11 protein-coding genes are annotated in these 13261 nt (G+C 66.6%); 7 read left to right on the forward strand and 4 right to left on the reverse strand.

The window, feature by feature from the left end:
- The first annotated feature begins 7 nt into the window (after positions 1-7).
- Positions 8-802, forward strand: coding sequence for an AraC family transcriptional regulator (locus B7D75_RS02090; RefSeq protein ID WP_107113695.1), 795 nt, complete (start codon positions 8-10; stop codon positions 800-802).
- Between the two features lie 76 nt (positions 803-878).
- Entirely contained in the window at positions 879-1490 is a 612-nt protein-coding gene (locus B7D75_RS02095; protein ID WP_107113696.1) for a LysE family translocator, read from the forward strand.
- A gap of 4 nt (positions 1491-1494) precedes the next feature.
- On the opposite strand, the gene B7D75_RS02100 is transcribed toward B7D75_RS02095, so the two are convergent.
- The 3 genes from B7D75_RS02100 to B7D75_RS02110 form a co-directional block, all read right to left on the reverse strand.
- Positions 1495-2910: a hypothetical protein gene (locus tag B7D75_RS02100; RefSeq protein WP_107113697.1), complete on the reverse strand. Its 1416-nt coding sequence runs from the start codon at positions 2908-2910 to the stop codon at positions 1495-1497.
- 34 nt (positions 2911-2944) lie between these two features.
- Positions 2945-3667, reverse strand: coding sequence for a 16S rRNA (uracil(1498)-N(3))-methyltransferase (locus B7D75_RS02105; protein ID WP_043099035.1), 723 nt, complete (start codon positions 3665-3667; stop codon positions 2945-2947).
- Positions 3668-3759: 92 nt separating this feature from the next.
- On the reverse strand, positions 3760-5163 hold the full coding sequence (locus B7D75_RS02110; protein ID WP_012074008.1) for an adenosylmethionine--8-amino-7-oxononanoate transaminase: 1404 nt from the start codon (positions 5161-5163) through the stop codon (positions 3760-3762).
- Positions 5164-5337: 174 nt separating this feature from the next.
- Between B7D75_RS02110 and B7D75_RS02115 the strand changes: the two genes are divergently transcribed.
- The 3 genes from B7D75_RS02115 (at position 5338) to B7D75_RS02125 (ending at position 8166) form a co-directional block, all read left to right on the forward strand.
- Positions 5338-6828: a flavin monoamine oxidase family protein gene (locus tag B7D75_RS02115; RefSeq protein ID WP_012074009.1), complete on the forward strand. Its 1491-nt coding sequence runs from the start codon at positions 5338-5340 to the stop codon at positions 6826-6828.
- Positions 6829-7009: 181 nt separating this feature from the next.
- A complete protein-coding gene (locus B7D75_RS02120; RefSeq protein WP_003155470.1) occupies positions 7010-7579 on the forward strand; it encodes a cytochrome b in 570 nt (189 codons plus the stop codon).
- Between the two features lie 11 nt (positions 7580-7590).
- Positions 7591-8166: a YceI family protein gene (locus tag B7D75_RS02125; RefSeq protein WP_003155469.1), complete on the forward strand. Its 576-nt coding sequence runs from the start codon at positions 7591-7593 to the stop codon at positions 8164-8166.
- A gap of 69 nt (positions 8167-8235) precedes the next feature.
- Here B7D75_RS02125 and mexR read toward each other — a convergent pair whose 3' ends face one another.
- Positions 8236-8679: a MarR family transcriptional repressor MexR gene (mexR, locus tag B7D75_RS02130; protein ID WP_003153084.1), complete on the reverse strand. Its 444-nt coding sequence runs from the start codon at positions 8677-8679 to the stop codon at positions 8236-8238.
- Between the two features lie 274 nt (positions 8680-8953).
- Here mexR and mexA point away from each other — a divergent pair, with 274 nt between their 5' ends.
- A complete protein-coding gene (gene mexA / locus B7D75_RS02135; RefSeq protein WP_033999646.1) occupies positions 8954-10105 on the forward strand; it encodes a multidrug efflux RND transporter periplasmic adaptor subunit MexA in 1152 nt (383 codons plus the stop codon).
- A 15-nt stretch (positions 10106-10120) separates the two neighbouring features.
- On the forward strand, positions 10121-13261 hold the full coding sequence (gene mexB, locus B7D75_RS02140; RefSeq protein ID WP_003153085.1) for a multidrug efflux RND transporter permease subunit MexB: 3141 nt from the start codon (positions 10121-10123) through the stop codon (positions 13259-13261).

Below are 13261 nucleotides of genomic sequence, written 5' to 3' on the forward strand. Positions count from 1 at the left end.
GCCGCCCATGGCCGGCCTGCAGCATGCGCGGATCGGCGCCTCCCTCGAGGTAGCCTGCGCCAGCCTGGCCGGGCATCGCTTCGAGAAGCACAGCCATGACGAGTTCGTCATCAGCGCCAACCTGTGCGGGCTGGAGGACATCTGGCTGGACGGTCGCACCTTCCAGGCCGACAGCGGCGACCTGACCCTCTACAACCCGGGGCAGATCCAGGGCGGCGGCGTCCGCGACGGCCAGCCCTGGCGCTTCGCCAGCCTCTATCTGCCTGCCGCCGAGCTGGCGAACAGCCTGGATCTTTCCTCCGTCGAGTTCGACCGCCCGCTGCTGCGCAGTCCGGCGCTGGGCCGGGAGCTGGCCGCCAGCATCGAAGCCTTGCTGGCCAGCGACCGTTTCGCCCGCGAACGGGGCGAGGAGCGCCTGCTGGAATTCCTCGGCCGCCTGCTGGCGGCGAGTGGCACCCGCCTGCCGCAGAGGGCCGATCCTGGGCGCCCGGCTGTCGCCCGCCTGCAGGCGCTGCTCGCCGAGCACCTGGCCGAACCGCTGGACCTGGATGGCATGGCGGAGCAGGTGGGCCTGTCGAAATACCACCTGCTGCGGGCGTTCAAGAAGGCCACCGGTCTCAGCCCCCGGCAGTGGAGCATGCAATTGCGCGCCCGCCGCGCCCTCGGCCTGTTGCGCCGTGGCCTGGCGGTGGGCGAGGTGGCCCACGTCCTGGGTTTCGCCGACCAGAGCCACCTGACCCGTTACTTCAGCAGCGCCTACGGTATCTCGCCGGGCCGCTACCAGCGCGCCGTGCGCGGCTGACCTGCGCAATCCGGTTCAAGTTTCCAGCGTCGCCGACGGGGATAATCCGGCGACCCACCCGCGGAGTCGCCGTTCCATGCTCGCCATCTTTCTCGCTGCCCTGCTGTTCGGTTTTGCCTTCAATGTTTCCCCTGGAGCGGTGTTCAGTGAAACGCTGCGCCGCGGTTTGACCGGCGGCTTCCGCCCGGCGTTGCTGGTGCAGTTGGGCTCGTTGATCGGCGATGCGGTCTGGGCCCTGCTCGGCCTTACCGGACTGGCGCTGCTGCTGGGCTACGAGCAGGTGCGGATGCCCCTGACCCTGGTTTGTGCCGCCTACCTGGCCTGGCTCGGCGTGCAGGGCCTGCGCGACGCCTGGAATCCGCCGCTGGCGGCGGAAAACGTCGGCGAGCAGGGACGCAACGCCTTCGGCGCCGGCGCGGCGATCTCCCTGTCCAACCCGAAGAACCTGGTCTATTGGGGGGCCCTCGGCAGCGCCCTGGCGGGGATCGTCGACGGCACGCCGAACCAGGCGCAGTCGCTGGTGTTCTTCGCCGGCTTCATGCTCTCGTCGCTGATCTGGTGCTTCTGCTGCGCGGCGCTGGTGGACTGGCTGCGGCGCAACACCTCGCTGTTCTGGCACCGCGTCAGCTACGCCGGCTGCGGCGTGCTCCTGCTCGGCCTGGCGGGATTGGCGCTGCGCGGCCTGTAGCGTCTCAGGCCAGCGCCGGGCGCCGCCGCAGCAGGCGCTGGCGCAGGCTTTCGAACGTGCCGAGGTCGACATGCCGGGCATGGTCGCCGACGACGATCCGCCCGTCGGGCAACTTCGCCCAGTGCTGTAGTCCGCCCTCCAGGTCCAGTTCGCCGTAGCGGATGCGCAGCGCCCGGCCGGATTCGAGGTGCCAGAGTTGGGCGAGGTCGCGCGAGCGATGCGGTTCCAGCCACGGCGCCAGCAGCAGCCAGCCTCCGTCCAGGGCCTGGAGCTTCAGGTAGGGCCCCTCGGCCAGGCCGTCCAGCGAGTGGCTGCGGATCTCGCCGCTGTCGAGCCGGCCTTCGCAGAGCGTCTCCCGCTCCAGCCAGACTATGCTCCCGGGCGCCACCGAGGTCGGTTGCGCCGGATCGGCGGGCAGATCCTTGCCGACGGGGAACGGCAGGGGCTGGATGCGTGCCTCGCGCCATTCGAAGAACTGCCCGCGGGAGAGCAGGCAGACGCGCTCGTCCGGAGTGGTGAAGACCGCCGGCGGATTCTCGATGGAGCGCCGCGCTTGCGGCACCTCGAAGAGCAACCGCGGTTCGCCGTTGCCCCGGGCGAAGCCGGGATAGAGGAAGACCAGGCCACGGTCGACCAGCAGCAGGTCCTCTCCGGCTAGGCCGATGGCAAGTTCCGGGGTGCGGCGTTGGCGCAACGACTGCGCCGGCGGCAGCGGCAAAGGCGGTAGTTCGGGCGTCAACGAGGCGAGGTCGCGGGAGCGTTGCAGCCAGGCGTAGGGGCTTCCCGAACCGGTCATCCTGACCCAGGCGTGCAGGCCGTCCGCCGAACTGGCCCGGCAGAGCAGCGCGCCCCGGGTTTCCTCTGCACCATCGGGCAGGCGCCGTAGCCTGGGCCACTGGCGCAGGTCCAACAGGTCGCGGCTGTCCTCGCCCGGCAGGCGGCCGGTGGCCAGGCCCGGCGCCAGGTGCTCGGCGCGTTCGAGGCAGATGTAGGCCGAAGCCGCCGCCAGGCCGGCCGGCGTGGCGGCGGGGAGCGTCGCCGGGGCGCCTTCGGCGGCGTCTTCCTGGCGCAGCGTGCGGGCGTTGTGGCCCTGCGCTGCGAGCGCATCGAGGAGGCGCTGGCTGTGGGGGGCGCCGACCACGTACAGGTTCAGGCTGTCGTCTTCGTCCAGGCGTTCCACTAACGCCAGTCCCAGGGACTCCAGCTCCTGGCCGAGGGCCGGCAGGAAATCCTCGGGCAGGTCGTCGCGCAGGCGCTCCAGCAGCGTCTCCAGCGCGGCGGAGGCCAGTTGCGGGAAGCGTCCGGCATAGTCTCGGCGGAGTACGCCGAGCACATCGGGCAGGCGGATCTTCCAATCGAAGGTAACGGGCGTGTCCATGCGTGCGATCCGTTGCGAAGTGGGCTGCGCAACGGTATTCACTGGCTGCCGCCGTTGTAAAGCGGCGGGAGAGATATCAGGCGAAGTCGCCCCAGAGTTGCTGGGCCACCGCCAGCGCCACCACCGGCGCGGTCTCGGTACGCAGCACGCGCGGGCCGAGGCGCGCGGAGTGGAAGCCGGCCGCCTGCGCCTGCTCCACCTCGGCATCGCCCAGGCCACCCTCGGGGCCGACCAGGAACGCCAGGCTGGCGGGGCGGGCATGGCTGGCCAGGGGCGCGGCGACCGGGTGCAGGACCAGGCGCAGTTCGTCGTCGCGTTGCCGCAGCCAGTCCTCCAGGGCCAGCGGCGGATGGATCCGCGGCAGGCTCGAACGGCCGCACTGCTCGCAGGCGCTGATCGCCACCTGGCGCCAGTGTTGCAGGCGCTTGTCGGCGCGCTCGTCCTTCAGGCGCACTTCGCAACGCTCGCTGAGGATCGGGGTGATTTCCGCCACGCCCAGTTCGGTGGCCTTCTGGATCGCCCAGTCCATCCGCTCGCCGCGCGACAGGCCTTGCCCCAGGTGGATACGCAGGGGCGAGTCGGGCTGGCCGGCGAACTGCTCGCGGAGTTCGACGCGGACATTCTTCTTGCCGACCTCGATCAGCTCGCCGAGGTATTCCCGGCCGCTGCCGTCGAACAGCTGCACGGCGTCGCCCGTGGCGTGCCGCAGCACGCGACCGATGTAGTGGGCCTGGGCCTCGGGCAGGTCGTGCTGGCCGAGGGCGAGGGGCTGGTCGACGAAGAAGCGGGACAGGCGCATGGCGATTCGAGGGTAGTGGCGACAGGCGCGCAGTGTACTGCCTGCCGCGGGGCGCTGGAACCGGCCCCCTCGGGACGAAGGGGCGGCGACGTTCAGCCCGGGTCGCGGTGGTCCGGGTGGAAGTCGCTGACCGCCACGCTGACCGCGTCGCGGGTGGCGATGTCGATGCCTTCGCTGGCCACCTCGGCGAGGAAGTCGATCTGCTCCGGGGTGATCACGTAGGGCGGCAGGAAATACACCACGCTGCCCAGCGGGCGCAACAGCGCGCCGCGCTCCAGGCCATGCTGGAAGACCTTCAGGCCGCGGCGCTCCTGCCAGGGGTAGGGTGTTCTGGATGCCTTGTCTTGGACCATTTCGATGGCCAGGACCATCCCGGTCTGGCGCACCTCGGCCACATGCGGGTGGTCGGCCAGGTGCGCGGTGGCCCTGGCCATGCGGGTGGACAGCGCGCGGTTGGCCTCGATCACCTTGTCTTCCTCGAAGATGTCCAGGGTCGCCAGGGCGGCGGCGCAGGCCAGCGGGTTGCCGGTATAGGTGTGCGAGTGGAGGAAGGCGCGCAGGGTCTGGTAGTCGTCGTAGAAGCCCCGGTAGACGGTCTCGGTGGTCAGCACCGCGGACATCGGCAGGTAGCCGCCGGTGAGGGCCTTGGACAGGCAGAGGAAGTCCGGGGCGATGCCGGCCTGCTCGCAGGCGAACATCGTCCCGGTGCGGCCGAAGCCCACCGCGATCTCGTCGTGGATCAGGTGCACGCCATAGCGGTCGCAGGCTTCGCGCAGCAGCTTGAGGTAGACCGGGTGGTACATGCGCATGCCGCCGGCGCCCTGGATCAGCGGTTCGACGATGACCGCGGCGATCTCGTCGTGCCCTTCGGCCAGGGTGCGCTCCATGTGGGCGAACATGTTCCGCGAGTGTTCTTCCCAGCACATGCCGTCCGGACGCAGGAAGCAGTCCGGGCTGGGCACCTTGATGGTGTCCAGCAGCAGCGACTTGTAGGTCTCGGTGAACAGCGCCACGTCGCCCACCGACATCGCCGCGATGGTTTCGCCGTGGTAGCTGTTGGTCAGGGTGACGAAGCGCTTCTTGCGTGGCCTGCCGCTATTGAGCCAGAAGTGGTAGCTCATCTTCAGCGCCACCTCGATGCCCGCCGAGCCGCTGTCGGCATAGAACACGCGGTCCAGCCCCGGCGGGGTGATCTTCACCAGCCGCTCCGACAGCTCGATCACCGGCTGGTGGCTGAAACCGGCGAGGATCACGTGCTCCAGCTGGTCGACCTGGTCCTTGATGCGCTGGTTGATCCGCGGGTTGGCGTGGCCGAAGACGTTGACCCACCAGGAGCTGACCGCGTCGATGTAGCGTTTGCCCTCGAAGTCTTCCAGCCAGACGCCTTCGCCACGGCGGATCGGGATCACCGGCAGGCGTTCGTGGTCTTTCATCTGGGTGCAGGGATGCCAGAGCACGTTCAGGTCGCGCTGCATCCAGTCGGCGTTAAGGCCCATGGGCTGTCTCCTCGGATCGGTCGGCAAAGCCTATGCAATGGGGGTGAGATGAACAACCCGGCAGGTTGGGACACATCCGACAGCAGTCGCCGACGGACTCCTATGGTGGCTCAAACGGCTCTGGCGTATGCTGCGCGCCGTTGTGTCTTCGCTTCTTTTCCTGGGGAGTCCTGTATGTCGTTAAGGTGGCTGCGCGCCGCGGCGTTTCTCGTGTTGGGGGTGTTCAGCGCGGTCGCGCTGGGCAAGGACAAACAACCGACGGCGATCGTCGTCGGAGCGGGCCTTGCGGGCCTGAGCGCGGCCTACGAACTGCAGAAGGACGGCTGGCAGGTCACTGTCCTCGAGGCGCGGCCGCAGGTCGGCGGGCGTTCCGGGCTGGCCACCAGCGAATGGGTCGGCAACCAGAAGGTCCAGCCCAACCTCAACGGCTACCTGGACACCTTCAAGCTGAAATCGGTACCGGCGCCGGACTTCGTGCGTACCCCCAGCTACCTGATCGACGGCCTGTACTACAGCAGCAGCGACCTCGCCCTCAAGCAGCCGAACGTCGCCGCCGACCTCAAGCGCTTCGAGCAGACCCTCGACGACCTCTCGGCGTCGATCTCCGATCCGCTCAACCCGGCCTCGAACAACACCCTGTTCGCCCTCGACCAGATGAACGCCGCGCGTTGGCTGGACAAGCTGAACCTGTCGCCGACCGCGCGCCTGCTGGTCAACCAGCGCATCCGTTCGCGCTACGACGAACCGTCGCGCCTGTCGCTGCTCTACCTGGCCCAGCAGGGCCGCGCCTACCGCGGCGTCGACGACCGCGACCTGCGTGCGGCGCGCCTGCCCGGCGGCAGCCAGGTGCTGGCCGAGGCCTTCGTCAAGCAGCTCAAGACGATCAAGACCAAGGCCAAGGTGTCGAGCATCGTCCAGGCCAGGGACGGCGTCACCGTCAAGGCCGGCAGCCAAACCTACAAGGCCGACTACGTGGTCCTCGCGGTGCCGCTGAAGGCGCTGGCGCAGATCCAGATGACCCCAGCCCTGAGCGGCACCCAGATGTCCGCCCTGAAAGGCACCAACTATGGCTGGCGCGACCAGATCCTGCTGAAGTTCAAGCGCCCGGTGTGGGACGACAAGTCGCGCCTCTCCGGCGAGATCTTCAGCGACCAGGGTCTGGGCATGATCTGGGTCGAGCCGGCGCTGAAGGGCGGCGCCAACGTGCTGATCAACCTGTCCGGCGACAACGCCCGCGTGCTGCAGGCTTTCGGCGACCGGCAGATGGTCGACCAGGTGCTGATCCGCATGAACAAGTTCTATCCGAAGATGCGTGGCGCCTTCGCCGGCTACGAGATCCGCCGCTATAGCGCCGATCCGGGCACCGGCGGGTCCTACCTGGCCTATGGTCCGGGCCAGGTCACGCGCTTCTGGCGGATCTGGGAACAACCGCTGGCGCGGGTGGCCTTCGCCGGCGAGCATACCGACGCGCTGTATCCCGGTACCATCGAAGGCGCGCTGCGCAGCGGCAAGCGCGCCGCCAGCCAGGTGCGCGACCTGTACGCCGGCAAGACCCCGGTCATCGAAGGCGCGCCGATGGTGGCCAAGGCCGAGAAGGTCGCCGCGCCGAAGGCCGATGGCGAGAAGAAGAACCCGTTCGCCTGGTTCACCCGCCTGTTCGATTGATTCCCCTCGCGGGCGCCGGACCCTCCGGCGCCCTGCGCAGCCGCTGGCGCGGGCGTCCAGGGAATTTTCCTTAGCCTGCGAACCTATCTTGTGAGTCGATGTTTCAAAGCAGGATTTTCTTGCTTTAATTCGATCGGTTTGCCGCTAGTCTTGATGCTTCGCTTTTCAAGGAAGTTTTTTCATGCAGTGGCGCAATACCTCTTCTCGTTACGGCGTGTTCAGCCTGTTCCTGCACTGGGGCAGCGCGCTGGTGGTCTTCGGCCTGTTCGGCCTGGGCCTGTGGATGCGCGAGCTGAGCTATTACGACCCCTGGTACCACCCCGCTCCGGCGCTGCACAAGAGCATCGGCATCCTGCTGGCGATCGCCCTGCTGGTGCGGATCGTCTGGCGTTTCGTCAGCCCGCCGCCGCCGGCGCCGGCCAATCACGGCCCCGCCACCCGGGTGGCGAGCAAGCTCGGCCACCTGGCGCTGTACGCCCTGCTGGTCGCGGTGATCGTCGCCGGCTACCTGATTTCCACCGCCGACGGCGAGCCGATCAGCGTATTCGGCTGGTTCTCCGTGCCGGCCACCCTCAGCGGCCTGCCCGACCAGGCGGACGTCGCCGGGGAAATCCATCTCTACCTGGCCTGGGCGCTGGTGGTCTTCGCCGTCCTCCATGCCTTCGCCGCCCTCAAGCACCACTTCATCGACCGCGATCCGACCCTAAAGCGCATGCTCGGTCGCTCGTCGAATGAACAACAACCACGTTAAGGAGAATGTCCATGCTGAAGAAGACCCTTGCCGCGCTGGCGCTCGGCTCCGCCCTGTTCACCGCCGGCCAGGCAATGGCCGCGGACTACAAGATCGACAAGGAAGGCCAGCACGCCTTCATCGAGTTCCGCATCAAGCACCTGGGCTATAGCTGGCTGTATGGCCGCTTCAACGACTTCGACGGCAGCTTCACCTTCGACGAGAAGAACCCGTCGGCCGACAAGGTCAAGGTGACCATCAACACCAACAGCGTGGACACCAACCATGCCGAGCGTGACAAGCACCTGCGCAGCGGCGATTTCCTCAACGTCGGCAAGAACCCGACCGCGACCTTCGAGTCCACCGAGGTGAAGGCCAATGGCGACAGCGCCGACATCACCGGCAACCTGACCCTGAACGGCGTGACCAAGCCGGTCACCATCAAGGCCAAGCTGCTTGGCCAGGGCAACGACCCGTGGGGCGGCTACCGCGCCGGCTTCGAAGGCAGCGCCACCCTGAAGCTGAAGGACTTCGGCATCAAGATGGACCTCGGCCCGGCATCCCAGGAAGTCGAGCTGCTGCTCTCCGTCGAAGGCATTCGCCAGTAAGCGGATACCTGAAAATGAAAAACGCCGGCGATCGCCGGCGTTTTTCATTGTGCTTCGAAAAGAATGTTCTTAAATATCCTCAAGCGGTTGCGCGGCCAGGCACTGGTCGAGGAGATGCACCAGGGTGGCCTGTTCCTCCGGGGTGAGCGGGGCAAACAACTCGTCATGCACGCATGACATGATGGCTTCCGCGTGACGGTGGATAGCCAGGCCCTCGTCGGTGAGGAACAACTGGAAGCTGCGCTGGTCGCTGGGGTTGCGTTCGCGGCGGACCAGGCTGCGGCCTTCCAGCTCGCGGATTTTCCGGGTGATCAGCGCCTTGTCGCGGCACATCTGCCGCCCCAGGTCCTGCAGGTTCAGCCCGCGCTGTTCGTCGATGAGCTTCAGGACATGGACGTCGGGCGGGGTGAGGTCGAGCCGCTGGCGATCGAGCTCGCTCTGGATGCGCGTCCGTACATGCTGGAAGACCGCCATCAGCGCGGGCATCAGGTCGGGGTTGACGGGGTAGTTCATTGGTCTGGCCGAGTAAACCTAATGTAAATGTGGTTGATCCAGTCAACCATTTTGCTTATTTTAGTTGACCTTATCAACCTTGTTTCAGGTTCTGAATATGGGCCATGGCGCCGGGTGGATAACCGGCCATCGAGCTAAAACGTTTCAGGTGTTTTCACGCGAGGCTTCCGGACGTTTACAAACACCTATGAATGTAAGTATTTTGCCTGCCTTCTTCGAGCCGGTGCAGCGCCTTCACGCTGCATCGGCCGCTTTCGCTCATGAGGACAACGCTATGCAACGAACGCCAGCCATGCGTGTACTGGTTCCGGCCCTGCTGGTCGCGATTTCGGCCCTTTCCGGGTGCGGAAAAAGCGAGGCGCCGCCGCCGGCGCAGACGCCGGAGGTCGGGATCGTGACCCTGGAAGCGCAGACGGTGACGCTGAATACCGAGCTGCCGGGCCGGACCAACGCGTTCCGCATCGCCGAGGTGCGTCCCCAGGTGAACGGCATCATCCTCAAGCGCCTGTTCAAGGAAGGCAGCGACGTCAAGGCCGGGCAGCAGCTCTACCAGATCGACCCCGCCACCTACGAGGCCGACTACCAGAGCGCCCAGGCCAACCTGGCCTCGACCCAGGAGCAGGCCCAGCGCTTCAAGCTGCTGGTCGCCGACCAGGCCGTGAGCAAGCAGCAGTACGCCGACGCCAACGCCGCCTACCTGCAGTCCAAGGCCGCGGTGGAGCAGGCGCGGATCAACCTGCGCTACACCAAGGTACTGTCGCCGATCTCCGGCCGCATCGGTCGTTCCGCGGTGACCGAAGGCGCTCTGGTGACCAACGGCCAGGCCAACGCGATGGCCACCGTGCAGCAGCTCGACCCGATCTACGTCGACGTCACCCAGCCGTCCACCGCCCTGCTGCGCCTGCGTCGCGAGCTGGCCAGCGGCCAGCTGGAACGCGCCGGCGACAACGCGGCGAAGGTTTCCCTGAAGCTGGAAGACGGTAGCCAATACCCGCTGGAAGGCCGTCTCGAGTTCTCCGAGGTCTCGGTCGACGAGGGCACCGGTTCGGTGACCATCCGCGCCGTGTTCCCCAACCCGAACAACGAGCTGCTGCCCGGCATGTTCGTCCATGCGCAGTTGCAGGAAGGCGTCAAGCAGAAGGCCATCCTCGCCCCGCAGCAGGGCGTGACCCGCGACCTCAAGGGCCAGGCCACCGCGCTGGTGGTGAACGCGCAGAACAAGGTCGAGCTGCGGGTGATCAAGGCCGACCGGGTGATCGGCGACAAGTGGCTGGTCACCGAAGGCCTGAACGCCGGCGACAAGATCATTACCGAAGGCCTGCAGTTCGTGCAGCCGGGTGTCGAGGTGAAGACCGTGCCGGCGAAGAATGTCGCGTCCGCGCAGAAGGCCGACGCCGCTCCGGCGAAAACCGACAGCAAGGGCTGATCAAGGGGATTCGTAATGTCGAAGTTTTTCATTGATAGGCCCATTTTCGCGTGGGTGATCGCCTTGGTGATCATGCTCGCGGGCGGCCTGTCGATCCTCAGTCTGCCGGTCAACCAGTACCCGGCCATCGCCCCGCCGGCCATCGCCGTGCAGGTGAGCTACCCGGGCGCCTCGGCCGAGACGGTGCAGGACACCGTGGTCCAGGTGATCGAGCAGCAGATGAACGGGATCGACAATCTGCGCTACATCTCCTCGGAGAGTAACTCCGACGGCAGCATGACCATCACCGTGACCTTCGAGCAGGGCACCGACCCCGACATCGCCCAGGTCCAGGTGCAGAACAAGCTGCAACTGGCGACCCCGCTGCTGCCGCAGGAAGTTCAGCGCCAAGGCATCCGGGTGACCAAGGCGGTGAAGAACTTCCTCATGGTGGTCGGCGTGGTTTCCACCGACGGCAGCATGACCAAGGAAGACCTGTCGAACTACATCGTCTCCAACATCCAGGACCCGCTGTCGCGGACCAAGGGCGTCGGTGACTTCCAGGTGTTCGGTTCGCAGTACTCGATGCGCATCTGGCTCGACCCGGCCAAGCTGAACAGCTACCAGCTGACCCCCGGCGACGTGAGTGCGGCGATCCAGGCGCAGAACGTGCAGATCTCCTCCGGCCAGCTCGGCGGCCTGCCGGCGGTCAAGGGCCAGCAGCTCAACGCCACCATCATCGGCAAGACCCGCCTGCAGACCGCGGAGCAGTTCGAGAAGATCCTGCTCAAGGTCAATCCCGACGGTTCCCAGGTGCGTCTGAAGGACGTCGCCGACGTCGGCCTGGGCGGCCAGGACTACAGCATCAACGCGCAGTTCAACGGCAGCCCGGCGTCCGGTATCGCGATCAAGCTGGCCACCGGCGCCAACGCGCTGGATACCGCCAAGGCGATCCGCCAGACCATCGCCAACCTGGAACCGTTCATGCCGCAGGGCATGAAGGTGGTCTACCCGTACGACACCACCCCGGTGGTCTCGGCCTCGATCCATGAGGTAGTGAAGACCCTCGGCGAGGCGATCCTCCTCGTGTTCCTGGTGATGTACCTGTTCCTGCAGAACTTCCGCGCCACGCTGATCCCGACCATCGCCGTGCCGGTGGTACTGCTGGGGACCTTCGGCGTGCTCGCCGCGTTCGGCTTCTCGATCAACACCCTGACCATGTTCGGCATGGTGCTGGCCATCGGCCTGCTGGTGGACGACGCCATCGTGGTGGTGGAGAACGTCGAGCGGGTGATGGCCGAGGAAGGCCTGTCGCCAAGGGAGGCGGCGCGCAAGTCCATGGGCCAGATCCAGGGCGCGCTGGTCGGCATCGCCATGGTGCTCTCGGCGGTATTCCTGCCGATGGCGTTCTTCGGCGGTTCCACCGGGGTGATCTACCGGCAGTTCTCCATCACCATCGTGTCGGCCATGGCCCTCTCGGTGATCGTGGCGCTGATCCTCACCCCGGCGCTGTGCGCGACCATGCTCAAGCCGATCGAGAAAGGCGATCACGGCGAGCACAAGGGCGGCTTCTTCGGCTGGTTCAACCGGATGTTCCTGTCCACCACCCACGGCTACGAGCGTGGCGTGGCGTCGATCCTCAAGCATCGCGCGCCGTACCTGCTGATCTACGTGGTGATCGTGGCCGGGATGATCTGGATGTTCACCCGCATTCCCACCGCGTTCCTCCCCGACGAAGACCAGGGCGTACTCTTCGCCCAGGTACAGACCCCGCCGGGCTCCACTGCCGAGCGTACCCAGGTGGTGGTGGACTCGATGCGCGAATACCTGCTGGAGAAGGAAAGCTCTTCGGTCAGCTCGGTGTTCACCGTCACCGGCTTCAACTTCGCCGGCCGCGGCCAGAGTTCGGGCATGGCCTTCATCATGCTCAAGCCCTGGGAAGAGCGTCCCGGTGGCGAGAACAGCGTGTTCGAACTGGCCAAGCGCGCGCAGATGCACTTCTTCAGCTTCAAGGACGCGATGGTGTTCGCCTTCGCTCCGCCGTCGGTACTGGAACTGGGTAACGCCACCGGCTTCGACCTGTTCCTCCAGGACCAGGCGGGCGTCGGCCACGAAGTCCTGCTCCAGGCGCGCAACAAGTTCCTCATGCTCGCCTCGCAGAACCCTGCGCTGCAGCGTGTGCGCCCCAACGGCATGAGCGACGAGCCGCAATACAAGCTGGAGATCGACGACGAGAAGGCCAGCGCCCTCGGCGTGTCCCTGGCCGACATCAACAGCACGATATCGATCGCCTGGGGTTCCAGCTACGTCAACGACTTCATCGACCGTGGCCGGGTCAAGCGGGTCTACCTGCAGGGCAGGCCGGACGCGCGGATGAATCCGGACGACCTGAGCAAGTGGTACGTGCGCAACGACAAGGGCGAGATGGTGCCGTTCAACGCCTTCGCCACCGGCAAGTGGGAGTACGGCTCGCCGAAGCTGGAGCGCTACAACGGCGTGCCGGCCATGGAAATCCTCGGCGAGCCGGCGCCCGGCCTGAGTTCCGGTGACGCGATGGCGGCGGTCGAGGAGATCGTCAAGCAACTGCCGAAAGGCGTGGGCTACTCCTGGACTGGCCTGTCCTACGAGGAACGTCTGTCCGGCTCGCAGGCGCCGGCGCTGTACGCGCTGTCCCTGCTGGTGGTGTTCCTCTGCCTGGCGGCGCTCTATGAAAGCTGGTCGATTCCGTTCTCGGTGATGCTGGTGGTGCCGTTGGGCGTGATCGGCGCGCTGCTGGCGACCTCCATGCGCGGGCTGTCCAACGACGTGTTCTTCCAGGTGGGCCTGTTGACGACCATCGGCCTGTCGGCGAAGAACGCCATCCTCATCGTGGAGTTCGCCAAGGAGCTGCACGAGCAGGGCAAGGGTATCGTCGAGGCGGCCATCGAGGCCTGCCGCATGCGTCTGCGGCCGATCGTGATGACCTCCCTGGCGTTCATCCTCGGCGTGGTGCCGCTGGCCATCTCCACCGGCGCCGGCTCCGGCAGCCAGCATGCGATCGGTACCGGCGTGATCGGCGGCATGGTCACCGCGACCGTCCTGGCGATCTTCTGGGTACCGCTGTTCTACGTGGCGGTCAGCACGCTGTTCAAGGACGAGGCGTCCAAGCAGCAGGCTGAGGCCGAAAAGGGGCAATGA

This window comes from Pseudomonas paraeruginosa (assembly GCF_003025345.2).
Taxonomy (GTDB): Bacteria; Pseudomonadota; Gammaproteobacteria; order Pseudomonadales; family Pseudomonadaceae; genus Pseudomonas; species Pseudomonas paraeruginosa.